The organism is Microbacterium sp. AK009 (assembly GCF_013410955.1).
Lineage (GTDB): Bacteria > Actinomycetota > Actinomycetes > Actinomycetales > Microbacteriaceae > Microbacterium.
On the sequence record NZ_JACCCG010000001.1, the window covers coordinates 16,068 to 41,977 of the forward strand.

Here is a 25,910-nt window from a genome sequence, read left to right on the forward strand (position 1 = left end):
AAGTTGTCAACTATTTAGGCGAGGTCGGATGCCGCTACGAATCGAAGCCCATCCCCACCGCGTTGAGCGTGCGCAGCAGCAGGTTACGGCGGCCCTGGTTGTGGTCGGCGCGGTCGAGCGACCACTTGGTGAGGGTGACGCCGAGCGCGGCGACCGGCTCCGGCGGGAACGGGATCGGCTTGTCCTTCACCATCTTCAGCTCGGTGCGTTCGGTAGGCGTTCCGCCGAGGAGATCCAGCATCACGTCGGCGGCGAAGCGCGTGGCGCCGACCCCGAGGCCGGTGAACCCGGCGGCGTAGGCGACGGTGCCGCCGCGGGCGACGCCGTAGTAGGCGCAGAACCGTGAGCACGTGTCGATCGGGCCCGACCACCGGTGCGAGAAGCGGAGTCCCTCGAGCTGCGGGAAGGTGGTGAAGAAGTGGGACGCGAGGGTGCGATAGCTCGACGCCCGTTCCTCGTAGGCCGGGCGCACCTTCCGGCCGTAGTGGTAGATCGCGTCGTACCCGCCGAACAGGATGCGGTCGTCGCGGGTGAGGCGGTAGTAGTGGAACTGGTTGGCGAGGTCGGCGATCCCCTGCCGGCCTTCCCACCCGATCGCGGCCTTCTGCTCGGAGGTGAGCGGCTCGGTCATGAGCACGTAGTCGTAGACCGGCACGGTGTAGAGCCGTGTGCGGGTGAGGAGCGAGGGGAAGACGTTCGTCGCAAGTGCGACCTTGGCTGCCCGGACGGCGCCGTCCGCGGTGCGGACGATCGGGCGGGCTCCGGCCTCGGAGTCGATGTCGACCACGCGCGAGTGCTCGAAGATCTCCACCCCCGCCTCGACCGCGACCCGAGCGAGCTCCGCGGCAAGTTTCCCGGGGTGGACCAGCGCGGTCTCGTCGCGCTCCCAGGCGCCGGCGAGATAGGTGGGCGAGTCGACGAGGGCGCGGGTCGCCGCGGCATCCAGGAATCCTTCCTCCTCCGCCAGCCACTCGATCTGGTGAGGTTCCACGGCGACGGAAAGGGTGCCGGTGCGCTCGAACTCGGCGTCCATGCCGTAGCGGGCGACGGTCTCGCCGATGGCATCGAGGTTCTCGCGGCCGAGCTCATCGAGGCGGTCGATCTCGTCGGGCCAGCGGGTGGCTCCGTTGTCGTGGCCGTGGGTGAGGCTCGCCTCGCAGAAGCCGCCGTTGCGACCCGAGGCCGCCCAGCCCACGGTGCGGGCCTCGACGACGATCACGCGTCGACCCGGGTCGCGCTCCTTGGCGCGCAGCGCAGTCCAGAGCCCCGCGTACCCGGCGCCGACCACGACGAGGTCGGCGAGGTGCGTGCCGACCAGTCGCGGGTGGGAGGGCGGGGTGATGTCGTCCAGCCAGAACACGCTGTGGCGGGTCGCGCCGAGCGCATGGTCGATCACCGAGGCCGCAGGTGGGCGGCGTTCGAAGACGGTGGTGTGCATCGGGTCCTCCTCGAGCGTGGCGAAGGCCGCTCAGCACCACTGTGCACATCGGCGGCGCGATTCGCCAGTGCCGCGCGCCGCGTGGCGTGATGCTCGGCGCTCAGGAGGCGAAGGCCAGGCGGCGCAGGAGCGCCATGAGGGTCTGGCGCTCGTCGGCGTCGAGGTCGCCGTGCACGGCCTCTTCGGCGCGCCGGGCGGTCTGCTGCGCGTCGCGGGCGAGTTCTTCGCCGGCGGCGGTGGCGACGACGGCATTGGCCCGCCGGTCGTGGGGGTCGGCGCGCCGCGCGACGAGGCCGCGCTGCTCGAGCTGGTCGACGAGGGCGACGACCTGGCTGGGGTCCAGGCGCAGGAAATCGGCGAGCTCGCGCTGCGAGGGCGGCGGGGTGGCGCAGGCGGCGACGAGGACGGCGTACGAGCGGGCCTTGAGGTCGTGCACGGCGAGGGCGGCGTTGCCCGCACCCAGCGACAGGGCGTTCGCCCGGGCGAGGAGGAAGCTGAGATCGTCGGCGAGGACGGATGCCGCGAGCCCGGTGGGCGCGAGTGCCGGCGCCGCGGTCGTGTCATCCCTGGTCGGCATGCCGCTGATCGTAGCGCCCGATCGTTGAGATTCCCAACGATATGCGGTTTCATTCGAGGACGAAGCGCGGCCTCCCGGCGAGCAGGCCCACCCCGCTCTGTCCCAGGAGCACCAGCAGCAGCAGCGCCAGCGGCCACAGCCACGAGCCGGTGGCGGCGTACAGCGCACCAAAGACGATCGGACCCGCCGCCGCGACGAGATATCCCACCGACTGCGCCATTCCCGACAGGGCCGACGAGGCGACGTGGTCGCGAGCACGCACCGCCATGAGCGTCAGCGACATGCCGAGTGACGCCCCCGATGACAACCCGATGAGCACCACCCATCCGGTGATGAGGTTCGGGGCGACCATGAGCCCGACGGTGCCGACCACCGCGAGCACCGGCACGGTGGCCGGGGCCCACCGCTCGAATCGGCCGCGCAGCAGCAGCGGGAGCACCAGGGCCCCGGCCGTGGAGAAGAGCTGGTAGAGCATCACGTCGACGCCCGCGGCGACTTCGCTCCTCCCCGTCGATACCGAGATCGCGGCGAACCAGGTGACGCTCATGTAGAACATGGCGGACTGCAGTCCCATGTAGGCCGCGACGAGCCACGCGACGCCGTCGCGCCAGATCCCGGTGCTGCGGCGGGGCGGCCGGGCCGTGGCATCCGCTCTCCGCCGCCGGGAGGCCAGTGCCCAGCCCGCGATCGCCGGGGGGATGAGCACTCCGCCGACGAGGACGAGCGCCCAGCGCCAGCCGAGCTCGCCGTCGGCGCTCGGCAGGTGCGACAGTGGGACGACGACACCCGAGGCGAGGGCGCCGAACCCACCGAGGAGTGCGGTGTAGACGGCCATCATCAGCGGCACCCGGGCGGGGAAGTCGCGTTTGACGACGGCCGGCATGAGAACGTTCACCACCGCGAGGGCCATGCCGATGAGGGCGGTGCCGATCCACAGGAGCGCGACGGGTCCCGGGAGCGAGCGGACGACGGCCCCGGCGAGGAGGAGCACGAGCGCACCGAGGATGGCGCCGCCGAGGCCGAAGCGGCGCGCCACGTCGTGCGCGACCGGCGAGAAGAGCGCCCAGGCGGCGAGCGGAACGGCGGCGAGGACGCCGAGCACGGCGAGCGAGAGGCCGGTGTCGGTGCCGATCTGGTCGAGCACCGGGCCGAGCGCGGTGATCGTCGGGCGCATGTTGGCCGCGACCAGGCAGACCGCGATGACCAGGATGGCGGTGCGCGCCGTCGTGCGCCCCGTCGTGTGCGGCGTCATGCGCCCTTGCTCGCGCGTGGGAGGCCGCGCCCGTGAGGTCATGAGCACCGAACCTAGCCGAGCCCCGCCCCCGGTCGGCCGCTGCGCTCACTCAGCGGGACCGCGGGGTCGCGCGGTGCCGCCCCCCTGTGAGGGTGCACTCCACCCGGCACTAGCCTGGGCGGGATGTCCGTCCGAACGCCCCGCTCGCCGGCACCCTCGCTGTGGGGCGTCGCGCTGACGATCGTGCTCACCGCGGCGGTGCTCCGCTCGCCGATCGTCGCGGTGGCACCGGTGGCCCGTGACATCCAGGCAGATCTCGACGTCTCGGCCGGCGTCGTGGGGCTCCTCACCAGCATCCCGGTCCTGGCCTTCGCCGTCTGCGCGCCGCTGGCCGTGGCGACGATCCGCCGCCTCGGACCCGACCTCGCCCTCACCCTGGCCCTCGGCGGGGCCCTGGTCGCCTCGGTCGTGCGCTCAGCCGGGGGTCTTCCCGCGGTCATCCTCGGCACGGCTCTCCTCGGGGTCTTCCTCACTGTCGGTAACGTCGTCGTGCCGCTCATCATCAAGCGGGAGTTCCCGCCGGAGCGGGTGCCGTGGATGACGAGCCTGTTCACCTCGGCCATGAACGTCGGCACGATGACGGTGACCCTCGCGACCGCACCGATCGCGGCCGTCACGGACTGGCGGGTGGCGATCGCCGTGTGGGGAGGGTTCGGACTCGCCGCCCTCGGCGTGTGGGTAGGACTCCACCGCGCCGAGGCGCTGCGACCCGACCCCGGGCCGGCGGCGACCGGGGTCGCCGGGCGCCTGGACGGAAGGGGGCGCGCAGCGGCCCTGACGCTCAGCACGTGGCTGCTCGCCCTCGCCTTCGCCGGCCAGGCGTTCGCCTTCTACGGAACCACCGCGTGGCTTCCTTCGCTTCTCATCGACGGCGGCATGCCGGCGGTGCAGGCCGGGGCGGTGGCGGCGATCTTCCAGGTCATGGGCGTCGCCGGCGCGCTCGTGACGCCCGTCCTCACCAGCCGCTTCTCGGCCGCGCCTGCGGCCGTCATCATCGGGGTGGGGTGGCTCGCGATCCCCCTCGGCTTCCTCCTGGCGCCGGACGGATGGCTCGTGTGGTGCCTGGTCGGGGGCCTTGCCCAGGGGGCGGGGATCACCTGGGTCTTCATCATGCTCAACGGCTTCGGCGGCGACGAGCGGGTGGTCGCGGGCAGGTCGGGCACCGTGCAGGGGCTCGGCTACGCCGCGGGCGCCCTCGCCCCGCCGCTTCTGGGAGGCGTGCACGATGCGGCCGGCGACTGGGCCCCGGCGCTCCTGATCCTGCTCGGCGCGGTCGGGGTGCTCCTCGTCGCCGGAGCCGTGGGCGCGAGGATCGGGGTGCGCGAGGCCCGCGAACGCTGGTGAGCCTGCGCGGCCGGTTGTGATGCAGCCCGCCGGATGCTGCGGCGCCGCGGCGGACCCGGCTCAGCCCGCCTGCGGCAGCGGCCAGCCGGTGTAGGCCTCGGCCAGGTAGGTCCGTCCCGCCTCGGACTCCACGACCGAGCGCAGTTCGCCGATCTGACGCTTGCGGTCGAAGTCGGTGGCGTCGGGAGCGACGTGGAGCATGCTCGTCATCCACCACGAGAAGTGCTGCGCCTTCCAGATGCGGGCGAGCGCCGTCTCGGGGAAGGCCTCGATGAGGCGGTTGTCATTGTCGAGCAGGAGGGCCCGCAGCGCGCGCTCGAGCACGATCACGTCGGCGACCGCGAGGTTCATGCCCTTCGCCCCCGTGGGCGGCACGGTGTGGGCGGCGTCGCCGATGAGGGCGACCCGGCCGCGGAGGAGCTCGTGGGCGACGAAGCTGCGGAACCGCAGCACGTCGCGCTGGAAGATGGGGCCCTGGTTCAAAGTCGTCCCCGGCACCCGCACCTGCAGCTCATGCCAGAGCTGCTCCTCGCTGTACGAGGCGGGGTCCACCTCGGGGTCGCACTGGAAGTACATCCGCTGCACGGTGGCGTTCCGCTGGCTGATCAGCGCGAAGCCGTCCGGGGAGTTGGAGTAGATCAGCTCATCCGAGCTCGGCGGCGCCTCGCAGAGGATCCCGAACCACGCGAACGGGTACTCACGGAAGTAGCCGCCGGTCGTTGATCCCGTGACCGCGGGGCGTACCACGCTGCGCGAGCCGTCGGAGCCCACCACGAAGTCGGCTTCGATCTCGAGCGGCTGACCGTCGGCGTCGACGGCGATGACCCGCGGATGATCCGTCTCGGCGTCTTCGACCCTCTCGGCGATGACCCCGAGGCGCAGGTCCTGGCCTTCGGCGAGGCGCTCGGCGACGAGGTCTCTCAGCACTTCGTGCTGCGGGTAGAGCCACACCGCGCGACCGGTCGCCGACGGGAAGTCGATGCGGTGTCCCTCGCCCTCGAAGCGCAGCTCGATACCGTCGTGGCGGTTGCCGACGGTGCGCACGCGGGAGGAGGCTCCGCTGGACTCGAGGACGTCGACGGTGCCCTGCTCGAGGATCCCGGCGCGGATCGTCGTCTCGATCTCCTCACGGGTGCGCTGGTCGATCACCACCGATTCGATGCCGGCCTTGGCGAGCAGGTGCGACAGGAGCAGGCCGGCGGGGCCTGCGCCTACGATCGCGACGCGGGTGCGGATGCGGGTCATGACGTCTCCTTCGACGGATGTCGGTGCGCGGCGTGCGGCGGGTGGCGCCGGTGCGCGATGCCCGGCGCGTCGGTGCCGGCTCACGGATGTCGGCGGGCGGCTGTCACCGCCGCCGCGTCCAGTGTGCCGCCGCCCGGGCCCGCGGCATCCAATCTTTCTCGTTCAATGAGAACTCGAACGCAGCGCGTGTTCCACGCCCGCTGCGGCAGACCGCAACTCGTCCCGTGCCCCCGCGGTCGGTGCGTCGCGGGGGAGGACGACCGAGAGCGCCGCGACGACGGGCCCCGACCGGCCCTCGCGGATCGGCACCGCCACCCCTGTCGACACCGCCTCCACCGTGCCGGCGGCGATCACGAACCGGTCGCGGCGGATGCGGGTGAGAAGGCGCCGGAGCTCCGCGGCATCCGTCACCGTCTCCGGAGCCAGCGCGATCAGGGGGCCGGCGAGCACCCGCTCCTGCACCTCCGGGTCGGCGAAGGCGAGGAGCACCAATCCCGATGACGACGCGTGGAGTGGGAGCCGTCCCGCGACGCGCGTGATGTTCGCTCCCGCCTGAGGGTGGCTGAGACGTTCGAGGAACAGCGCCTCGCCCTGCTCGAGCACAGCGAGTTGGGTGTGCTCGCGCACCCGCGCCTGCACCCGCTCCATGAACGGCAGGGCGGCCTGGCGCAGGCGCAGCGCGAGTGAGCCGCGCTCGGCGAGTTCCCATAGCCGCAGGCCCAGGCGTACCCGGTGGTCCTCGTCGCGCTCGAGCAGCCCGGCGGCGACGAGATCGCCGACGAGGCGGTGCGCGGTCGAGGGCGGCAGCCCCGCACGGCGCCCGATCTCGGACGCCGTCTGCAGCGTGCGGTCGGCGTCGAAGGTCTCGAGCACGCGCACGAGGCGGTCCAGACCCGAGTCGCCGGAGGGCGAGTTGGCCATGGTGACACCATCTCACGCGACTGCCCACCGCCCCAGGTGGTCGTCGGCGGTGAGCTGCCGGATTCCATCGTCGTGCAGCACGAACTGCGCCCGGAGGTCGACGCCCTCGGCGGCGCACTCGACCGCCATCGCCCCCGCCCACGCGCGCTCGTCGAGGGTGAAATCGCGCGATCCGCGCCGCTCCCAGACGAGCACCGCCTGGGCCGCGCCGATCGTCGCGATCAGACCGCCGATCCAGGCCGCGAGGATCTCGGCGCACGGCAGGAGCCCGAGGTCGTCGGTCGCCTCGAGCCCGAACGGATCGAGCGGGTAGTCGTCGCAGGGCATCACGGGGCCCGTGAGACGCTCGTCGGCGTCGAGGAAGAGCAGCCACACCTGCCGGGGGTTCAGCGCCCGATCCAGCAGCAGTTCGAGCACCTCCTCGAGGTCGCTGTCGTGGCGGAGCACGCGGTCGTGGTCGAGTCGGGGATCCATGGTCGTCATGCCCCCACGCTGGCCGAGCGCGCGGCGCGGATGAGGCCCTCCGCCGCATCTGGGGACAGCTCGCCTCGCCGGGGCGCCTGTGCAGGAGAGGTTGCGGGGACCGTAGTGTCGGAGGGGTGCGCGACGATGCCGGACAGCGGGACGACCGAGCACCCTCGGGGGAGGGTCTCCTCGACCGCGCCCTGCGCGTCCTCAGCTCATTCACCGAGGACGAGCCGGCACTCACCGCCGCCGAGCTCGGCGCGCGCGCCAGCCTGTCGTCTTCCACCCTGCACCGGCTGCTCGCCCGTCTCGTCGATCAGGGCCTTCTCGTGCGTCTGCCCGACCGTCGCTACGCGATCGGCCCCCGGCTGTGGGAGCTCGGCGAACTCTCCCCCCTCGCCCTGCGGCTGCGCGAGACCGCGCTGCCGCACATGCTGCGCCTCTACGAGGCCACCGGCGAGAACGTCCATCTCGCCGTCCTCGACGGACCGAGCCCGGAGGGCTCTGCCGCGCTCTACGTCGGGCGGGTGACCGGGCGCCACTCGATCCCGACCCTGAGCCGCATGGGCGGACGCGGGCCGCTGCACACCACCGGCGTCGGCAAGGCGCTGCTGATGACGAGGGATGACGCGTGGCTGGCGCGCTACTTCACCGCTCCGCTCGAGCGTGAGACCGTGCACTCGCTCACCGATGAGAACGCCCTGCGCGCCGACCTCTCCCGCGCTCGCGCGCGGGGCTTCGCCACGACGCGCGAGGAGATGACGCTCGGCAACGTCTCGGTCGCGGCGCCCCTGCCCCGCATCGACGGGCTGCCGCCGGCGGCGATCGGACTCGTCGTGCACCTCGAGCGCGCCGACGAGCGACGCCTCGGACCTCTCGTCATCCAGACCGCCCGAGAGCTGGCCGACGACCTGCGGTGATCCGCTGACACGGCCCGGGGCCGCCTGTTACCGCGACACCTGCAAGATCGACGGTGCCATTGTCACCGCGTGTTTCCGGTGGGGCGTCCTGCCACGAGTCGGTCGGGCATCCGTCCCCGCCGCGGGCGGCGCACCGTGCGACCCCTCCTCCTCGCCCCGCCTCGTTCGCCGCGGCACACCGGAGGAGATCCGCACACGGGAGGCGAAATCGGGCGCAGATCTCCTCCCCTGTGCGGATCTCCTCCCGTGTGCGGGCGAGCTGGTGTGCGGCGGGCTGGGGTGCGGCGGGCTGGGTTGCGGCGAGCCGGCGTGCCCGCGCGCCATCCCTCCCACTCAGTGAGACATCGACCCGGCCCACCGGCCCCGCGGTGTCACCCTGGACGCACCCGGACCCGTCGAAGGAGACCGCCGATGACACTCGCGGACCAGGCTTCCACGCCCCCCGCCGCCCCGGCCGCGCAGGCGCAGACCGCCGCCGCAGCCCCGGAGTCGCTGCTCGCGACCCCGGTGCAGGTGAGCCAGGCCGAGATCACCCAGGAGATCCGCGATCTCCACGCCGAGTACGAGCGGCGAGAGGCTGCGGGCGAGAAGCTCCCCGCCACGATGTGGGACTTCCCCCCCTACCGCTCGAGCATCCTGCGCCACCCGACGAAGAACCCCAAACTCGTCGACCCCGAGACGATCGAGCTTCTCTCCCCGGCCTTCGGCCAGCGCGACGTCGCCGCGATCGAGTCCGACCTCACGCTGCAGCACTCCGGCGAGCCGATGGGCGAGCGCATCACCGTCCGCGGCCGCCTGCTCGACTCGTGGGGTCGCCCGATCGCCAACCAGCTCATCGAGATCTGGCAGGCCAACGCCGCCGGGCGCTACATCCACCAGCGCGACCAGCACCCCGCCCCGCTCGACCCGAACTTCACCGGCGCCGGGCGCACGGTCACGAACGACCAGGGCGAGTACCTCTTCACCACGATCAAGCCCGGGCCCTACCCGTGGAAGAACCACACCAACGCCTGGCGTCCCGCGCACATCCACTTCTCGGTGTTCGGCAGCGCCTTCACCCAGCGCATCGTGACCCAGATGTACTTCCCGGGCGACCCGCTGTTCGCCCTCGACCCGATCTACAACACCATCCGCCGCCAGCGCGACCGCGATGCGCTGATCAGCATCTACGACCACGACCTCACGGTGCCGGAGTTCTCGATGGGCTACCGGTTCGACATCGTCGTGGACGGCCCCGACGCCACCTGGTTCGAGCCCGAGGAAGAGCACTGATGCCCCGCCCCACCGGTCCGAAGACCCACACCCCGTCTGCCGGCCAGACGGTCGGCCCCTTCTTCCACTACGGCGTGACCTACGACGCCATGCACCAGGTCGCCTTCCCGCACTCGCCGGGGGCGATCGTGCTGTCGGGCACCGTCACCGACGGTGCGGGCGCGCCGATCCCCGACGCACTCGTGGAGGTCTGGTCGGCCGACACCGACGGCACCGTCTCGCGCGCCCGTGGTGCGCACCGCCGCGACGGCCACACCTTCACCGGGTTCGGCCGCTCGGCGACGACCGACGACGGCCACTACGAGTTCTGGACCCGCAACCCCGGCGCCGAGGCGGGCAAGGCCCCGTTCTTCGCGGTGATCGTGTATGCCCGCGGCCTGCCGAACAAGCTGCACACCCGGATCTACCTGCCCGACGACGACGCGCTCCTCGCCGCCGACCCGCTGCTGGCCTCACTCGACGCCGACGAGCGCGCTACGCTCATCGCAACGCGCACCCCCGACGGACATCTGCGCCACGACATCCGGCTGCAGGGGGAGAAGGAGACCGTGTTCCTTGCCTTCCCCGACGCCCCCGCCTGACACGTCCGACGACGGCGCGATCGACGTCGGCCTGCTGAGCCCGGTCACCGCCGGTCACGACGCCGGGGTCTCGGACGCCGCCGTGCTCGACGCCCTTGTGACGGCCGAGGTCGCCCTCACCCGCGCCTACAGCCGAGTGGGCGCCGCACCCGGCAGCGCGGTCACAGAGGTCGCTTCGACCTTCGGCTGGCAGGACGGGCAGAGCGGATGCCGCGGCCACGGCGTCGCACTCGGCGATCTCGTCACCGCGGCGGTGGCCGGGGGGAACCCCGTCATCCCACTCGTGGGCGCGCTGAAGGCCCGGGTGTCGCCGGAGGCGGCGACGTGGATCCACCGCGGGGCGACGAGTCAGGACATCCTCGACACCGCCCTCGTCCTCGTCGCCCGCGATGCGGCCGCCGAGGTCGCCGCCTCCCTCGCCGCCACCTCCGTCGCCCTCGCGCACCTCGCGCGCGTGCACCGGGACGAGGTCGCCGCCGCCCGTACGCTCACCCAGCACGCCGTTCCCACGACCGTCGGCGCCCGGGTCGCGGGCTGGCTCCGCGGGGTCGACCGCGCGCGAGCGCAGCTGAACGCCGTGCGCGCGGCGCTCCCCGCTCAGCTGGGCGGCGCAGCCGGAACGGCCGCTGCGTTCGCCGAGCACCTGGGATCGGCCGAAGCCGCCGCCGCGCTCGTCGACGCCTATGCCGCCGAGCTCGGCCTCGCGGCCCCGGCCGCGCCCTGGCACACCGAGCGCTGGCCGATCACCGAGCTCGGCGACGCGCTCGTGCAGGCGCTCGACGCTGTCGGCAAGATCGCCACCGACGTCGCCACCCTCAGCCGTACCGAGATCGGCGAGGTCGCCGAGGGCGCCGGAGGTGGTTCGTCGGCGATGCCGCAGAAGCAGAACCCCGCGGCATCCGTCCTCCTCCGCTCCGCGGCGCTGCGCGCTCCGCAGCTGGGGGCGACCCTGCATCTGGCCGCCGCGCTCGCCGCCGACGAGCGGCCCGACGGCGCGTGGCACGCCGAGTGGCCGACGCTGCGCGAGCTCCTCCGTCTCGCCCTCGGCGCGAGCGCGCACGCCGCGCGGCTGACGGCCGGCCTGCGGATCGACGCCGCCGCGGTGGCGGAGAACCTCGCCGCCACCGGAGGCCTCCTCGTCTCGGAGCGCCTCTCGATCGTCCTCACGCCGCTCATCGGCGGGGCGCGCGTGCGCGACCTCGTCGCCGCCGCCCGCGGCGACGACCTGGCGGCGCTGCTGCGCGCCCTCCCCGAACTCGAGGGGACGGATGTCGCCGACCTCCTCGATCCCGCGGCCTACACGGGGCTCGCCGGCACCTTCGTCGACCGCTCGGTCGCCGCCTCGCCCGCCCCCGACGCCGGAAAGGACCCCCGATGACCCGCCCCGTGCTCACCCTCACCAACGCCGGCGGCCCGGAAGGCGCCCCGCTCGTCGTCCTCGGCGACTCGCTCGGCACCTCGACGATCCTCTGGGACGAGGTCGTCCCGGCGCTGCGCGTCCGATTCCGGGTGCGCGCGTTCGACCTCCCCGGTCACGGTGTCTCCCCGGCGGCGGGCGACGCCTTCACTGTCGCCGATCTCGCCGACGCGCTCGCCGCCGAGATCGCCGAACCGTTCCACTACGCCGGGGTCTCGCTCGGCGGCGCCGTCGGATTGGAGCTCGCCCTGCGGCATCCCTCTCTCGTCCGCTCCGCGACGATCATCGCCTCGGGCGCGAAGATCGGCACCGCCGAGGGGTGGCACGAGCGCGCTGCCCAAGTCCGTCAGCAATCGACCTCGTCGCTGATCATCGCCTCGGCGGGCCGGTGGTTCGCCCCCGACACGATCGCCGGGAACCCCGACCTGACCGGGCGGCTCCTGCACTCCCTGCGCGATGCCGACGCCGAGAGCTATGCCCGCTGCTGTGAGGCGCTCGCCGCCCATGACGTGCGCGACCGCCTGGGCGAGATCACGGTTCCGGTGCTGGCGGTGTGGGGCGGTCACGACGAGGTCACCCCCGAAGCCCTCGCTCGAGAGATCGCCGACGGTGTCGTGCACGGACGCGCCGCCGGCATCCCGGGAGCGGCCCACCTGCCGCCTGCCGACGATCCTGACGCGACGGCGACGGTGATCGCGGACTTCGTCAGCGAGATCGAGAGGACAGCGGATGACACGGCCTGACGGCGAGGGACTGACCGACCAGGAGCGCTACGACCAGGGCATGACGGTGCGCCGCGAGGTGCTCTCGGACGCCCACGTCGACCGCGCGATCGCCGGGACGACTCCGCTGACGGCGGACTTCCAGGACTTCATCACGCGTGTCGCCTGGGGAGACGTGTGGTCGCGTCCGGGGCTCGACCGACGCTCCCGCTCGGTGGCGGTGCTCACCGCGCTGATCGCGCTCGAGCACCACGAGGAGCTCGCGATGCACCTGCGCGCAGCCCTTCGCAACGGCCTCACCGTCGACGAGGTGCGCGAGGTCATCCTCCAGTCGGCGGTGTACTGCGGGGTGCCCGCCGCCAACACGGCGTTCCGCATCGCTGCGGAGGTCTACGCCGACGCGCCATGATGTGACCATGAGCGCAGAGCCGCAGGCGACGGGGACGGCTGAGCCGCAGGCGACGGGGTCTGCTGAGCCGCAGGCGATGGGGGCGGCTGAGCCGCAGGCGACGGGGACGGCTGAGCCGCCTGTAACGGATGCCACCGCCCCCGCCGATCGGGTGACGATGCGTTTCCTGGCGCTTCCCCATGACGCGGCGGCGGGCGGCCTCACCGTCGCCGCGGGCAGCGTCATGGAGTGGATCGACCAGGCCGGGTATGCCTGCGCGGTCGGCTGGAGCGGGCGGTACTGCGTCACGGCGTACGTCGGGAACGTCCAGCACACCCGTCCGATCGCGCCCGGGTCGCTCGTGGCGGTTCATGCCCGGGTCGTGCACACCGGCCGGTCGAGCGTGCACGTCGCCGTCACCGTCGAGGCCGCCGATATCCGCTCGCGCCGCTACGAGCCGGCGACCACCTGCATGCTCGTCTTCGTCGCCGTCGACGACGAGCGCCGGCCCGCGCCCGTACCGGAATGGACGCCGCACACCGATGCCGACCGGGCGCTGGGTGAGATCGCGACCTCGCGCATCGCTGCGCGCGACACGATCAAGAAGGCGATGCTCGGTCAGGTCTACACCGACGACACCGCGGCGCCCCGGTCGCAGCTGCGCTTCCTCGCGCCGCCGAGCGCGGTGAAATTCGGCGGCGCCGCGCACGGCGGCACGGTGATGGGCTGGATCGACGAGGCCGCCTTCGCGTGCGCGGCCGCGTGGTCGACGGACCAGGCTGTCGCGGTGTACTCCGGCGGCATCCACTTCCTCGCCCCGGTGCGGATCGGACACCTCGTCGAGCTCGACGCCCGCCTCATCTACACCGGGCCCCGCAGCATGCACATCGTCGTGCGGGTGCTCTCGGCCGACCCGCGCACCCCCGCGGAGAAGACCCTCACCACGCAGTGCATCATGGTCTTCGTCGATCCCGGCCCCGACGGCCGCGCCCGGCCCGTTCCGCGCTGGGAGCCCGAGCTCGCCGAGGATGTGCGGCTCGTGAGGCATGCTGTCGAGCTCATTCACGAGCGGGAGCGGATCGTGCCGATCCCCGCCGAGCTGACGCTGCAGGACTGAGCCCCGCGCTGCGTCGCTGTCCCCAACTCCTGCAAAACCGGCTTCTGCCCCGTGATTCGGCCCATTCCGGCGCTGCACGCGTCGGTTTTGCAGGAGTTGGGGACACCGATGTTCCCGCGAAGGTCGAATCGGCGCCTCCCCGTCGCGTCGCTGTCCGTGAGCCCCGGGGTTGGCGCGTGCCCGTGCGCCCTGCTGCGTGCCCGTGCGCCCTGCCGCGTACCCGTCGTTCCTTCCCGCCTTCGTTCGTCGCATACGTACGCGGGCCAGGTCAGAAAACGTACGTTTGCGACGGACGAACGGGGTGGGTGGGGCGGGCGAACAGGGCGTCACCGCGGGGGTCGCGGCGACGTGCACCGCGGCGTAGACTGAGTACGTCATACGTACATGTGTACGTATCGCGAACACTTCGCGAGGCGGGCAGAGAGGGAGAATCCGGGTGATCGACAAGACCGTAGCGAGCGTCGCAGACGCCGTCGCCGACATCCCCGACGGAGCCACCGTCATGATCGGTGGGTTCGGCCGGGCCGGCCAGCCGGTCGAGCTGATCGACGCCCTCATCGCGCAGGGCGCGACCGACCTGACGATCGTGAACAACAACGCCGGGAACGGCGACGTCGGGCTCGCCGCGCTCCTCGCCAAGCGGCGCGTGCGCAAGATCATCTGCTCCTTCCCTCGTCAGAGCGACTCGTGGGTCTTCGACGGCCTCTACCGCGACGGCGACATCGAGCTCGAGCTCGTGCCGCAGGGGAACCTCGCCGAGCGCATCCGCGCCGCGGGTGCCGGGATCGGCGCGTTCTTCTCGCCGACCGGAGTGGGAACCCAGCTCGCCGAGGGCAAGGAGGCCCGCGACATCGACGGCCGCACCTTCGTGCTCGAATACCCCATCAAGGCCGACGTCGCCCTGATCAGCGCGCTGAAGGGCGACCGGTGGGGCAACCTCGTCTTCCGCGAGACGGCCCGGAACTTTGGCCCGATCATGGCGACGGCCGCGACTCGCACGATCGCCCAGGTCGATCAGGTGGTGCCGCTGGGAAGCCTCGACCCCGAGACCGTGGTGACCCCCGGCATCTTCGTCGACCGCGTGGTCGCGGTCGGTGAGCGCCCCTGGGTGAAGGACGGCGCCTTCGTGGGCGGCGTCGACCTGGAAGGACGGCCCCTCTGATGAGCACCCGCATCTCGCGCGACGACCTCGCCCGCCGCATCGCCGCCGACATCCCCGAGGGTGCGTACGTGAACCTCGGGATCGGCGCCCCCACCCTGGTGGCGAACTTCCTCCCCGCCGACCTCGAGATCATCCTCCACACCGAGAACGGCCTCCTCGGCATGGGACCGGCGCCCGAGGCCGGCGCCGTGGACCCCGACCTCATCAACGCCGGCAAGCAGGCCGTCACAGCCCTCCCCGGTGCGGCGTACTTCCATCACGCCGACTCGTTCGGCATGATGCGCGGCGGCCACCTCGACGTCTGCGTGCTGGGCGCGTTCCAGGTGTCCGAGACCGGCGACCTCGCCAACTGGTCGACCGGGGCGCCCGGAGCGATCCCCGCTGTCGGCGGCGCGATGGACCTCGCCATCGGCGCCAAGGACGTCTACGTGATGACCGACCTCCTCACCAAGACCGGCGAGTCCAAGCTCGTCGAGGCGTGCACGTACCCCCTCACCGGCGTCGGCTGCGTCACCCGCGTGTACACCGATCACGCGATCTTCGACGTGACCCCCGACGGCTTCGCGGTGCGCGAGGCGTTCGGCGAGAACACCGTCGCCTCGCTGCAAGAACTCACGGGCCTGCGCCTGGCCCCGGCGGAAGGACACTGACATGCCCGCGACCTACATCTACGACGCCGTCCGGACCCCGTTCGGCCGCGCCGGCGGCGCCCTCTCCGGCGTCCGCCCCGACGACCTCGCCGCCGTGGCCATGAAGGCCGCCGTCGAACGCACGGGCCTGGACCCCGCTCGCATCGACGACGTGATCTTCGGCGACGCCAACCAGGCCGGCGAAGACAACCGCAACGTCGCGCGGTTCGGTGCGCTCCTCGCGGGGTTCCCCACCACGGTGCCCGGCGTCACCGTCAACCGCCTCTGCGGGTCGAGCATGGAGGCCGTCATCCAGGGATCGCGGGCGATCGAGGCCGGCGACGCCGAGGTCATCCTCGCCGGCGGGGTGGAGTCGATGAGCCGCGCGCCCTTCGTCGTGGAGAAGTCGCCCAGGCCGTGGCCGGCCACCGGCAACCAGACGATGTGGAACACCTCGATCGGCTGGCGCATGACCAACAAGGCGCTGCCGAAGGAGTGGACGATCTCCAACGGCGAGTCCGCCGAGAAGCTCGCGTCGATCTACGGGATCTCCCGAGAAGAACAGGATGCCTTCGCCCTGCGCAGTCACGAGCGTTCCGCCCAGGCGTGGGCGGACGGCGTCTTCGACGGGGAGATCACCCAGGTTCCCAGCGCCGAGCTCGCCCGCGACGAAGGCATCCGCGCCGACACGACGCTCGAGAAGCTCGCCGGACTCCGGGCGCTCTTCGCCGCCGACGGCACGGTGACCGCCGGCAACTCGTCGTCGATCAACGACGGCGCCGCCGCGATCCTCCTCGGCGCGGATGGGGCCGTCGACGCCGAGCCGCTCGCGCGGATCACCGGTCGCGCCGCCTTCGGCAACGACCCGGACGTGTTCGGTGTCGCCCCGGTCGAGGCCGCAAACCGCGCGCTCGCGCGGGCCGGCCGCACGTGGGCCGACGTGGACGTCATGGAGCTCAACGAGGCGTTCGCGTCCCAGAGCCTCGCCTGCCTGAAGCTGTGGACCGAGCTCGACCCCGAAAAGGCGAACGTCCACGGCGGTGCCATCGCGATCGGGCACCCGCTCGGCGCCTCCGGTGCCAGGGTCATCGGCCGTGCCGCGCACGAGCTCGCCCGTCGCGGGTCGGGGGTCGCGGTGGCTGCTCTCTGCATCGGCGTCGGTCAGGGGCTCGCGGTGGTCCTCGAGCGGTGAGCGGCGAGAGCCCCGAGCCCTCGAGCGAGTTCGTCCAGTCGCTGGCGCGCGGACTCGGCGTCATTCGTGCCTTCGACGCCGAGCACCCCTCGCTCACCCTCAGCGACGTCGCGCGCCGCACCGATCTCACCCGCGCCGCGGCGCGACGGTTCCTCCACACCCTGCAGACCCTCGGCTACGTGCGCAGCGACGGGCGCGCCTTCGCGCTGACGCCGAAGGTGCTCGAGCTCGGATTCAGCTACCTGTCCGCGCTCTCGCTGCCGGAGGTGGTGCAGCCGCACCTCGAGGCCCTCTCGCGCGAGGTGGACGAGAGCGTCTCGGCGGCGGTGCTCGCCGGTGCCGAGGTGGTCTACGTCGCGCGCGTGCCCACACGCCGCATCATGAGCGTCCGCATCACCATCGGCACCCGGTTCCCCGCCTACGCCACCTCGATGGGAAGGGTGCTGCTGGCCGCGCTCCCCGAGGCGGCGGTCGCCGACATCCTCGCTCTTCTTCCGCCCGAGCCCCTCACCGACCGCACACTCACCGACCCCGAGGCGCTCGCCGCCGAGCTCGCGCAGGTGCGCGATCAGGGGTGGTCGCTCGTCGACGGCGAGCTGGAGCCGGGCCTGCGCTCGGTCGCCGCACCGGTGCACGATCGCACGGGCACGGTGGTGGCAGCCGTCAACATCTCCACCAGCGCGACGCGCGACACCGTGGATCGGGTGCGCGAGACGTACCTTCCGGCGCTCCTGGCGACGACGCGCGCGATCGAGGCGGATCTGCGGCTGGTGTGATTCATCCCGGCCCGGCTCATCCGTGAGCGGGTTACGGTGGGCTCATGCGGTCTCGGTCGGTGGCGCTGCCCGGCGTCCTGATCTGTGCAGCGGCGCTGACATCATGCTCGGGTGGGCTGCCCGACCCGCCGGAGACGCCGCCCACCGCGACCGACGATCCCGCGGCCCGGGCTCAGGCGCAGGCGTGGCTGGAGGCCGCCGCGCTCCCACCCGGAGCCGAGCCGGCCGATGCGGGCGCTGCGGAATTCCTCTCGTTCACCGGATGGCCCTGCACCCCGGTCGAAGAGCTCGAGGGCTACTGGATCATTCCCGGGGCGACGGTCGCCGAGACGGCGAACTGGCTGCAGGCGAACCCGACGGCCGACCTCGTGACGACGGGTGTCGGCCCCTACCCCGACGATCCCGAGCTGGACAACCTGACCGTCGGCTCCATCCCCGCCGACGGCGCGCAGGAGGGCATCGTCTATACGATCGTCCGCGCCCCTGACGGTGTCGCCGTGCGCGCCGAGGTCGCCGCCCTCACCGCGTCCGCCGAGTGTCCCGAGCTTCCGGACGGGGGAACGCTCGGCCCTCCCGGCCAGGGCTGAGGACAGGCAGGATGAAGGGGTGACGAGCGCCGCGAACACCGAACTCCAGGGGACCATGGTCCTCGTCCGGCACGGCGAGACCGAGTGGAGCAAGAGCGGACGCCACACCGGGCTCACCGACATCCCCCTCACCGAGACCGGGATCTACAAGTCGCAGCTCGCCGGCACCCTCCTCGCCACCCGTCGCTTCGACCTCGTGCTCACCAGTCCCCTCCGCCGCGCGGTCGAGACCGCCCGGCACGCGGGCTTCCCCGGTGCGGAGCCCGACGAGCGCCTCCACGAATGGGACTACGGCGCCTACGAAGGACTCACGACGCCGGAGATCATCGCCCAGCTCGGCCACCCCTGGTCGATCTGGGACGACGGCGCCCCGGCCGGTGAGACCCCGGGGGAGAGCGTGGGCGAGGTCACCGCTCGCGCGGAGTCGCTGCTCGGCAGCATCCGTCCCCGCCTCGAGCGCGGCGAGCACGTGCTGATGTTCTCCCACGCCCACTTCATCCGCGCCCTCACCGGCACCTGGCTCGGCCTCACGGCCGCGGGCGGCCGCTACTTCTGGCTCGGCACGTCTGCGGTGAACGAGCTCGGCTACGAGCACGGACGGCCGGTCGTGCTCGAGTGGAACCACGTGCGCGGCCGCTGACGCTCCGGCGGGCCCCGGGCCATGATGTCGGACCCCCGTGCGACGATGCGCGCGGGAGGGAGGCCCGATGCGCGACGAGGCGACGGTGCTGCACGCCGATCTCGACGCGTTCTACGCCTCGGTCGAGCAGCGCGACGCGCCCGCGCTGCGCGGCCGGCCTGTGATCGTCGGCGGTGGGGTCGTGCTCGCCGCCAGCTACGAGGCCAAGGCTCGTGGCGTGCGCACCGCGATGGGCGGACGTCAGGCGCGAGAGCTCTGCCCGGACGCGATCGTGGTCCCCCCACGCATGGAGGCGTACTCGGCGGCCAGCAAGGCCGTGTTCGAGATCTTCCGCGACACCACGCCCCTCGTCGAGGGGCTCTCCATCGACGAGGCCTTCCTCGAAGTCGGTGGGCTCCGACGCATCGCCGGCCCTCCCGCCGACATCGCGGCGCGGCTGCGCGAGCGCGTGCGCACCGAGGTCGGGCTGCCGATCTCGGTCGGGGTCGCCCGCACGAAGTTCCTCGCCAAGGTCGCCAGCGCCGTGAGCAAGCCCGACGGGCTCCTCGTCGTCGAGCCCGACGGGGAGGAGGCGTTCCTCCTGCCCCTGCCGGTCGAGCGGCTCTGGGGCGTGGGGGCGAAAACGGCTGAGAAGCTGCACGGCCTCGGCATCCGCACCGTCGGGCAGCTCGCCGAGCTCGAGGCGGCGACCGCGGAGCGCCTGCTCGGCAGGGCGGCCGGCGCGCACCTTCACGCGCTCGCGCGCCTGCGCGATCCGCGGCCCGTCGACACCACCCGCAGACGCCGCTCGATCGGCTCGCAGCGCGCCCTCGGTACTCGCCCCCGGACCCCCGACGAGCTCGACGTCATCCTCAGCCAGATCGTCGACAGGCTGGCCCGCCGCCTCCGCGACGGCGACCGGGTCTGCCGGAGCGTCGTGCTGCGCCTGCGCTTCGGCGACTACACGAAGGCGACGAGATCGCGCACGCTCCGGTTCCCGACCGACCGCACGTCGCTGCTGCTCGACACGGCACGGATGCTGCTGGCCGCCGCCCTTCCGACGATCACCGAGCGGGGCATCACCCTCATCGGTCTTTCGCTGTCGCACCTCGAGCGCGCCGACAGCGTGCAGCCCGAGCTGCCGCTCGATTTCAGCGGAGGTGATGAGTTCGACGGCGCTCTGGACGGTGTCCTCGACCGCCTTCGCGATCGCTTCGGCGCCGATGCGGTCGCCCGCGCCGCGCAGCTCGGTCGTGACCCCGGATGGTCCACTCCGGTCCTCCCCGAGCACGAGTGAGCAGCGTTCCCGGTCGCCGCCGACCCGGCGCGATAGCCTCACACCGTGCAGGATGCGGATTCATGATCCTCGACGTCAGCGCGCTGCGCGCGCAGTTCCCCTCTCTGTCCTCCGGCATCGCCCACTTCGACGGCCCCGGCGGCACGCAGACGCCCCTCGCGGTCGCCGAGGCGATCGCGCGCACGCTGACCGGCCCGCTGTCGAACCGCGGGTCGTCGGTGCGGAGCGAACGGAATGCGGATGACGCGGTCGCCGCGTTCCGCGAAGCGGTGGCCGATCTGCTGGGCGCAGACCCCCGGGGCGTGGTCTACGGCCGGAGCGCCACCCAGCTCACGTACGACCTCTCCCGCACCCTCGCGCGCTCGTGGGCGGAGGGCGACGAGATCGTGGTCTCCGAGCTCGATCACGACGCCAACGTCCGTCCCTGGGTGCAGGCGGCCGAGGCGCGCGGGGCCACCGTGCGGTGGCTGCCGCTGAATCCCGCTACCGCCGAACTCGACCTGTCGCACCTCGACGAGATCGTGAATGAGCGCACCCGGCTGGTCGCGGTCACCGCGGCATCCAATCTCCTCGGGACCATTCCGCCGGTCGCCCGCATCGCCGCCCGCGCCCACGCCGTCGGCGCCCTCGTCCACGTCGACGGCGTGCACTATGCCGCCCACGCGTCAGTGGATGTCACCGCCCTCGGGGCCGACTTCTTCGTGTGCTCGCCGTACAAGTTCTTCGGGCCGCACTGCGCCGTGCTCGTCGCCGATCCAGCGCTGCTCGAGACCCTGCATCCCGACAAGCTCGTGCCCTCGACCGATCGCGTGCCCGAGCGCTTCGAGCTCGGCACGCTCCCTTACGAGACCCTGGCAGGCGTCACCGCTGCCATCGAGGTCATCGCCGACCTCGCTCCGGCGACCGGCGAACCGGGCGTCGCCCGCCGCGAGCGCCTCGTCGCGGCGCACGAGCTCATCGATCGACACGAGACGGCACTGCGCGAGCGGATCGAGACCCGCCTCACCGAGCTCGGCCTCGAGGTGCATTCGCGCGCGGCTCGGCGCACGCCGACGCTGTACGTCACCCTTGGCGACCGGGTCGCCGAGGCCGCATCGAGCTTCCTCGCCGGGCGTGACATCCTGGCTCCCTCCGGGAGCTTCTACGCCTGGGAGACCTTTCGGGCGCTCCGCCTCCCCGTCGAAGCCGGCATGCGCATCGGGGTGGCCGCGTACACCAGCGACGACGACGTCGATCGCCTTCTCGAAGGACTTGCGGAGTTTCTGACACGATGACCACTTCAGCCCCCACACCGACACCCGCTCCCACGCCCGACCAGCCGCGCCTGTCGGGGCTCTTCGGCGACATGGAGCTCCTCGTCGTCATCCTCCTCGGCATCGTGTCGGTCGCCACCGCGTACACCTCCTTCCAGTCCACGCTCTATGACGGGCTCACCGCGTCGTCGTACTCGCAGGCGCAGAACAGCCAGACCGAGGCGGAGTCGCTGTTCCTCGAGGCCAATCAGGTCTACGTGCAGGATGTGCAGACCTGGGGCCGGCTTACCGAGCTCTCGGTCGATATGGACAACCCCGACCCCGTCATCGCTCAGGCTGCAACCGCCAAGTTCGACACACTCCAGTTCGTGCTCGTCGATGAGATCTTCGACGCGGCCATCACCTGGTCCGACGAGGAGGCCACCGCCACCGGCGATTACGTCGGGCCCTTCGACTCCGAGGAGTACTTCGCCGCCCGCTTCGGCGCATGGGCGGACGAGGACGAGCGAAGCACCGCGCTCTTCGAGACCGCGGAGGAGTACAACACCCTCGGCGACCGGTTGCAGCTGAACACCGTGCTGATGGCGATCACCCTGTTCCTCCTCGGTGTCGCGGCGGTGGTCAAGCGCCGTCGCATCCAGTGGATCCTCATCGGATTCGGCATGTCGATCTTCACCGTCGCCGCAGTGCTGACGGCCCTGGTGCCGTTCGCCTGGTTCTGATCGGATGGTTGTGGCGAGCCTGATCTGAGGAGGCGAAACGATGGCATCCACTCCCGAGGATCCTGACCAGCCGGTGCTGACCCCCTTGGCCGCCCTGACCTCGAGCTTCGTGACCGAGCAGTCGGTGTACGGGGTGATCCTGGTGTCGGGGATGATCGTGGTGAGCGGCGCCGGAGATCCGACGAGCCTCAGCGTCTTCATCGTCGTCGTCAGCACCGTCGTGGTCTTCTGGGGCGCGCACGTCTACGCCGCCACGGTGGCCGGGCACGGCTTCGGGCGCGATGCGCGTCCGCTGTCGCACGCGTTCCGCCGAGCGGTGCGGCAGTCGAACGGGCTGCTGGTCTCCGCGCTGATCCCCTGCGCGATCCTCCTGCTCGGCACCGCGCGCCTGGTCGATGACCAACTCGCGATCTGGGCGGCTCTTCTGTCGGGAACCGTGCTGCTTGCAGCGCTCGGATGGATCGCGTTCCGCCGGCGCGGCGCCTCCGTGGCGCGGAGCCTCGCCGGTTCGGCCATGACGGCCGCCTTCGGCGCGGTCATGGCGCTGCTGAAGGTCATCGTCGTGCATTGACGACGGTCGAGACGCGCGCCGATAGCGTGAGGGCGTGCCTTTCGCTGTCGCTCTCACCGTGCTGCTCGTCCTGCTCGGCGCTTTCCAGCTGGCCCTTGCCGCCGGCGCACCGCTCGGCCGCTTCGCGTGGGGCGGGCAGCACCTCGTGCTCCCGACCCGGTTGCGCATCGGGAGCGTGGTGTCGATTCTGATCTACGCCGTGATCGTCCTCCTCGCCTGGAGCCGGGTCGGCGCGATCGACCTCTTTCCGCGGGTCGTGTCCGAGGTGGGGCTGTGGGTCGTCTTCGGCTACTTCGCGCTCGGGATCGTGATGAACGCCCTCTCGCGTTCGAGGCCGGAGCGGTTCACGATGACGCCCGTCTGCCTTGTGCTGGCGGTGCTGTCGTTCTTCATCGCGATGGGCTTCGACGACATCGAGATGGAGACGCTGACGCTGACGTTCTGATCGGCATCTCCGCGCGCTACCGCGCCCCCCAGGTCCACGCCGGCCGGTCGAGCACTCCCTGGCCCGCGACCTGCGTGCCGCCGGTCCCGCCCTCCAGCCGATGGGTGAGCGCACCGGATCGCTCGAGCGCTGCGGCCAGGCGTTCGGCGTGTGTGACGACGATCACCTGAGACTGAGCGGATGCCGCGGCGATGAGTTCGGCGAGCGGGTGGAGCAGTTCGGGGTGCAGGCTCGCCTCCGGCTCGTTCAGGACGAGGAGGGGCGCCGGGCGGGCGGGGAGGAGTGCCGCGCACAGCAGCAGGTACCGCAGGGTGCCGTCCGAGAGCTCGCCGGCCGCGAGGGGACGGAGGAGTCCCGGCTGCCGCATCGCCAGGGTGAATCGACCGTCCGCCGTGTCGATCTCCACCCGGGCGCCCGGGAAGGCGCGGGCGACGGCGCCGTCGAGGTCCGCGCCGAAGCCGGCGTCGCGGATGGTCGCCCAGACGGCCGCGAGGTTCTCGCCGCCGTGGGCCAGGGTGTGCGAGCGCGTGCCGATCTGCGGCGCGCGCGCGGGCGCGTCGGCGTCGACGCGGAAGTGGTCGTAGAAGCGCCAGCCGGCGAGGGTGCGGCGGAGCGTCAGCAGTTCGGGCCCGGTGTCACCGTCGGCGAGGTCGGTGACGATGCTCTCCCACGGCGCGAGCGACTGGGCGAGGGTCGTCCAGGAATTCTCGCGCACGCGCGTCGCTGCACCTCTGCGGTCGATGAGCAGGGCAGCGGGCTTCGCGACCGGCCCCGCGAAGACCTGCTCGCGTTTGATCTCGGGATCCCTTCCGAAGGGGCCGGGGGCGGACTGAGGGATGCCGAGGTCGACGAGGAATCCCAGTTCGTCCGAGGCGTAGCCGAGCTTCACCGCGATCGGCTCGCGCCGGACGGTTCCCTGCGAGACGCCGTGCTCCGGCCCGGCCCAGAGCAACGAGGGCAGGCCGCCTTCACGGGCGACGGCCGCGACGAGCGAGCCGGTGGCGGTCTGCGCGAGGAGGCGCATCGCCCGGTAGAGGTTCGACTTGCCCGACCCGTTCGGTCCGGTGATCACGGTCAGCGCGTCGAGCGGAAGCACCAGGTCGCGGAGCGACCGGTACCCGGCGACGGCGAAGGTGGTCAGCACCCCGCCATCCTGTCAGGAGCGCCCGACGTCGTCGCGGCGGTCACCACCGGGGCGGGATCCCTTGGCTGCCACGTGAGGGTCGCTCGGTCCGGGTAATCCCGCCATCCGGACCCACCACGCAGTTCCAGGGTCGCCTGAGCGGGGGCCCGGGCGCCGGTCACCGACCTCGGGCTACTTCACGCCCTTCATCAGCGCCAGCACCGGCTTCACCGACACCAGCAGTCCGACGCCGACGACGATCGCGAGCCCGCCCAGGATCGCGAAGTACGGGCCTTCGTTGTTCACGTCGAAGAACTGGGCGAGCCAGCCCGAGATCGAGGTGCCGAGGGCGACCGAGAGGAAGAACAGCGCGACCATCTGGGTGTGGAACATCTCGGGGGCGAGCTTGGTCGTCACCGAGAGGCCCACAGGCGAGACCAGCAGCTCGGCGACGGTGAAGACGAACAGGATGCCCACGAGCGCGAGGAGCGGGGTCGAGTTCGGCCCGCCGCCGGCGAACGGCAGGAAGAGCAGGAAGGCGACGCCCATGATCATCGTCCCGATCGCGAACTTCACGGGCGTCGACGGCTGGCGGGTGCCGAGCTTCAGCCACAGGGTGGCGAAGACGCCCGAGAGGATGATGATGAAGATCGGGTTGATCGACTGCACCCACGACACCGGCATGGTCCAGCCGAAGATGTCGCGGTTGAGCTTCTGGTCGGAGTAGATCGTCACGACAGTGAACTGCTGCTGGTACAGCGACCAGAACGCGACGCTGGTGATGAAAAGCGGCAGGAACCCCCAGACCCGCGAGCGCTCGATCGAGGTGATGCGACGACTGGAGAGGATGACGCAGAAGTAGGCGATCGTCGCGGCGAGCGTCACCACGATGACGACGAGCGAGAGGTTGTCGACGGTGATGACGCCGACGAGCAGCAGCACCACGATGAGCCCGAGCCCCGCGGCGGCGATGCCGATGAAGAGGCCGTAGCGGTGGCGGGGGAGCGGGTTCGGCACGATGCTCGCCTCGGGCGGGAGCTGCTTGCGGCCGAAGGAGTACTGGATGAGTCCCAGTGCCATGCCGACGGCGGCCAGGCCGAAGCCCCAGTGGAACCCCATCGTCGTCTGGAGGAGACCGGTCAGGAGCGGTCCGAAGAAGGCGCCCAGGTTGATGCCGAGGTAGAACAGCGAGAACCCGGCGTCGCGGCGCGGGTCGTCGGCGGTGTACAGCGTGCCGACCACGGAGGTGGCGTTGGCCTTCAATCCGCCCGAGCCGAGGGCGACGAGGATGAGGCCGACGGTCACGCCGAGGAATCCGGGGAGGAGCGCGAGGGCGATGTGGCCCGCCATGATCACGATCGCGCTGTAGAACAGCACCCGCTCGGAGCCGAGGATGCGGTCGGCGATCCAGGCGCCGAGGATGGTGGAGAGGTAGACCGATCCGCCGTAGGCGCCGACGATGCCCGCCGCCACGGTCTCAGGGAGGCCGAGGCCGCCCTGGGTCGTGGAGTAGTAGAGGTAGATGAGCAGGATGCCCTGCATGCCGTAGAAGCTGAACCGCTCCCACATCTCCACGCCGAAGACATGGGCGAGCGCCCACGGCTGACCGAAGAACCGGGTGTCGTGGTCGCCCTTGCCGCGTCCGAAGGTGGCCGCGGCGTCGGTTCCGCTGTCTTCCGCAGCGCGCTGGCCCGCGCGGGTTCGGGCGTCGGGGTCGGCCGCCGCCGTCGCGCCCGTCGGGGGTCCGACGGGGACCTGCTCGGGTGCCCGGTCGCGGTCGTCGCTGTCCATGCGACGACGATACGCCCGCGAGGTGCGGCCGTGCAGACCATT

Annotated in this window: 27 protein-coding genes; 19 read left to right on the top strand and 8 right to left on the bottom strand. The window is 71.9% G+C overall.

From position 1 onward, the window contains the following. Window positions 1–34: 34 nt before the first annotated feature. The 3 genes from HDC37_RS00085 to HDC37_RS00095 form a co-directional block, all read right to left on the bottom strand. Window positions 35–1,438, bottom strand: a complete 1,404-nt coding sequence (locus HDC37_RS00085; protein WP_179558396.1) for an FAD-binding oxidoreductase — start codon at window positions 1,436–1,438, stop codon at window positions 35–37. A gap of 100 nt (window positions 1,439–1,538) precedes the next feature. Then, the gene (locus tag HDC37_RS00090) at window positions 1,539–2,015 is read right to left on the bottom strand and encodes a MarR family winged helix-turn-helix transcriptional regulator (RefSeq protein ID WP_179558397.1); all 477 of its coding nucleotides are present in this window, start codon (window positions 2,013–2,015) and stop codon (window positions 1,539–1,541) included. A 49-nt stretch (window positions 2,016–2,064) separates the two neighbouring features. Further along, a complete protein-coding gene (locus tag HDC37_RS00095; protein ID WP_179558398.1) occupies window positions 2,065–3,267 on the bottom strand; it encodes an MFS transporter in 1,203 nt (400 codons plus the stop codon). A 165-nt stretch (window positions 3,268–3,432) separates the two neighbouring features. On the opposite strand from HDC37_RS00095, the gene HDC37_RS00100 reads away from it, so the two are divergent. Continuing rightward, the gene (locus tag HDC37_RS00100; RefSeq protein ID WP_179558399.1) at window positions 3,433–4,653 is read left to right on the top strand and encodes an MFS transporter; all 1,221 of its coding nucleotides are present in this window, start codon (window positions 3,433–3,435) and stop codon (window positions 4,651–4,653) included. Window positions 4,654–4,713: 60 nt separating this feature from the next. Here the strand turns inward: HDC37_RS00100 and HDC37_RS00105 are convergent, their stop codons facing one another. The 3 genes from HDC37_RS00105 to HDC37_RS00115 form a co-directional block, all read right to left on the bottom strand. Next, entirely contained in the window at window positions 4,714–5,898 is a 1,185-nt protein-coding gene (locus HDC37_RS00105) for a 4-hydroxybenzoate 3-monooxygenase (protein WP_179558400.1), read from the bottom strand. Window positions 5,899–6,060: 162 nt separating this feature from the next. Continuing rightward, on the bottom strand, window positions 6,061–6,819 hold the full coding sequence (locus HDC37_RS00110) for an IclR family transcriptional regulator (RefSeq protein ID WP_179558401.1): 759 nt from the start codon (window positions 6,817–6,819) through the stop codon (window positions 6,061–6,063). Between the two features lie 12 nt (window positions 6,820–6,831). Next, window positions 6,832–7,302 carry a hypothetical protein gene (locus tag HDC37_RS00115; protein WP_179558402.1) on the bottom strand — a complete coding sequence of 157 codons (471 nt, stop codon included), beginning with the start codon at window positions 7,300–7,302 and terminating at the stop codon, window positions 6,832–6,834. Between the two features lie 116 nt (window positions 7,303–7,418). On the opposite strand from HDC37_RS00115, the gene HDC37_RS00120 reads away from it, so the two are divergent. The 18 genes from HDC37_RS00120 to HDC37_RS00205 all read left to right on the top strand — a co-directional run bounded on the left by HDC37_RS00120 (window position 7,419) and on the right by HDC37_RS00205 (window position 22,954). Then, window positions 7,419–8,204, top strand: coding sequence for an IclR family transcriptional regulator (locus tag HDC37_RS00120; RefSeq protein WP_179558403.1), 786 nt, complete (start codon window positions 7,419–7,421; stop codon window positions 8,202–8,204). 411 nt (window positions 8,205–8,615) lie between these two features. Beyond that, complete coding sequence (pcaH, locus tag HDC37_RS00125; protein ID WP_179558404.1) at window positions 8,616–9,476, top strand: protocatechuate 3,4-dioxygenase subunit beta; 861 nt, start codon at window positions 8,616–8,618, stop codon at window positions 9,474–9,476. Beyond that, window positions 9,476–10,057: a protocatechuate 3,4-dioxygenase subunit alpha gene (pcaG, locus tag HDC37_RS00130; protein ID WP_179558405.1), complete on the top strand. Its 582-nt coding sequence runs from the start codon at window positions 9,476–9,478 to the stop codon at window positions 10,055–10,057. The genes pcaH and pcaG overlap by 1 nt, the downstream gene beginning before the upstream one ends. Further along, window positions 10,032–11,435, top strand: a complete 1,404-nt coding sequence (locus HDC37_RS00135) for a lyase family protein (RefSeq protein ID WP_218869243.1) — start codon at window positions 10,032–10,034, stop codon at window positions 11,433–11,435. The genes pcaG and HDC37_RS00135 overlap by 26 nt, the downstream gene beginning before the upstream one ends. Beyond that, entirely contained in the window at window positions 11,432–12,217 is a 786-nt protein-coding gene (locus tag HDC37_RS00140; RefSeq protein ID WP_179558406.1) for an alpha/beta fold hydrolase, read from the top strand. The genes HDC37_RS00135 and HDC37_RS00140 overlap by 4 nt, the downstream gene beginning before the upstream one ends. Further along, complete coding sequence (gene pcaC / locus HDC37_RS00145) at window positions 12,204–12,605, top strand: 4-carboxymuconolactone decarboxylase (protein ID WP_179558407.1); 402 nt, start codon at window positions 12,204–12,206, stop codon at window positions 12,603–12,605. The genes HDC37_RS00140 and pcaC overlap by 14 nt, the downstream gene beginning before the upstream one ends. Window positions 12,606–12,612: 7 nt before the next feature. Next, a complete protein-coding gene (locus HDC37_RS00150; RefSeq protein WP_257021222.1) occupies window positions 12,613–13,701 on the top strand; it encodes an acyl-CoA thioesterase in 1,089 nt (362 codons plus the stop codon). Between the two features lie 436 nt (window positions 13,702–14,137). After that, the gene (locus HDC37_RS00155; protein ID WP_179558408.1) at window positions 14,138–14,863 is read left to right on the top strand and encodes a 3-oxoacid CoA-transferase subunit A; all 726 of its coding nucleotides are present in this window, start codon (window positions 14,138–14,140) and stop codon (window positions 14,861–14,863) included. Beyond that, window positions 14,863–15,513, top strand: a complete 651-nt coding sequence (locus HDC37_RS00160; protein ID WP_179558409.1) for a 3-oxoacid CoA-transferase subunit B — start codon at window positions 14,863–14,865, stop codon at window positions 15,511–15,513. Before HDC37_RS00155 ends, HDC37_RS00160 begins: the two co-directional genes overlap by 1 nt. Before the next feature lies 1 nt (window position 15,514). After that, entirely contained in the window at window positions 15,515–16,684 is a 1,170-nt protein-coding gene (locus HDC37_RS00165; protein ID WP_179558410.1) for a thiolase family protein, read from the top strand. Then, window positions 16,681–17,460, top strand: coding sequence for an IclR family transcriptional regulator C-terminal domain-containing protein (locus tag HDC37_RS00170; RefSeq protein ID WP_179558411.1), 780 nt, complete (start codon window positions 16,681–16,683; stop codon window positions 17,458–17,460). Before HDC37_RS00165 ends, HDC37_RS00170 begins: the two co-directional genes overlap by 4 nt. A 44-nt stretch (window positions 17,461–17,504) precedes the next feature. Beyond that, window positions 17,505–18,047 carry a hypothetical protein gene (locus tag HDC37_RS00175; protein ID WP_179558412.1) on the top strand — a complete coding sequence of 181 codons (543 nt, stop codon included), beginning with the start codon at window positions 17,505–17,507 and terminating at the stop codon, window positions 18,045–18,047. A gap of 19 nt (window positions 18,048–18,066) precedes the next feature. Continuing rightward, window positions 18,067–18,687: a histidine phosphatase family protein gene (locus tag HDC37_RS00180; protein ID WP_308472032.1), complete on the top strand. Its 621-nt coding sequence runs from the start codon at window positions 18,067–18,069 to the stop codon at window positions 18,685–18,687. A 67-nt stretch (window positions 18,688–18,754) separates the two neighbouring features. Then, on the top strand, window positions 18,755–19,963 hold the full coding sequence (gene dinB / locus HDC37_RS00185; RefSeq protein ID WP_179558413.1) for a DNA polymerase IV: 1,209 nt from the start codon (window positions 18,755–18,757) through the stop codon (window positions 19,961–19,963). Between the two features lie 62 nt (window positions 19,964–20,025). Then, entirely contained in the window at window positions 20,026–21,237 is a 1,212-nt protein-coding gene (locus tag HDC37_RS00190; protein ID WP_179558414.1) for a cysteine desulfurase-like protein, read from the top strand. Then, a complete protein-coding gene (locus HDC37_RS00195; RefSeq protein WP_179558415.1) occupies window positions 21,234–21,938 on the top strand; it encodes a hypothetical protein in 705 nt (234 codons plus the stop codon). Before HDC37_RS00190 ends, HDC37_RS00195 begins: the two co-directional genes overlap by 4 nt. 40 nt (window positions 21,939–21,978) lie before the next feature. Then, on the top strand, window positions 21,979–22,509 hold the full coding sequence (locus HDC37_RS00200; protein WP_179558416.1) for a hypothetical protein: 531 nt from the start codon (window positions 21,979–21,981) through the stop codon (window positions 22,507–22,509). 34 nt (window positions 22,510–22,543) lie between these two features. Beyond that, window positions 22,544–22,954: a hypothetical protein gene (locus HDC37_RS00205; protein ID WP_179558417.1), complete on the top strand. Its 411-nt coding sequence runs from the start codon at window positions 22,544–22,546 to the stop codon at window positions 22,952–22,954. 16 nt (window positions 22,955–22,970) lie between these two features. Here the strand turns inward: HDC37_RS00205 and HDC37_RS00210 are convergent, their stop codons facing one another. Both HDC37_RS00210 and HDC37_RS00215 read right to left on the bottom strand, forming a co-directional pair. Next, a complete protein-coding gene (locus HDC37_RS00210; RefSeq protein WP_179558418.1) occupies window positions 22,971–24,098 on the bottom strand; it encodes an AAA family ATPase in 1,128 nt (375 codons plus the stop codon). Window positions 24,099–24,269: 171 nt separating this feature from the next. Further along, window positions 24,270–25,868, bottom strand: coding sequence for a peptide MFS transporter (locus tag HDC37_RS00215; protein ID WP_179558419.1), 1,599 nt, complete (start codon window positions 25,866–25,868; stop codon window positions 24,270–24,272). Window positions 25,869–25,910: the final 42 nt, after the last annotated feature.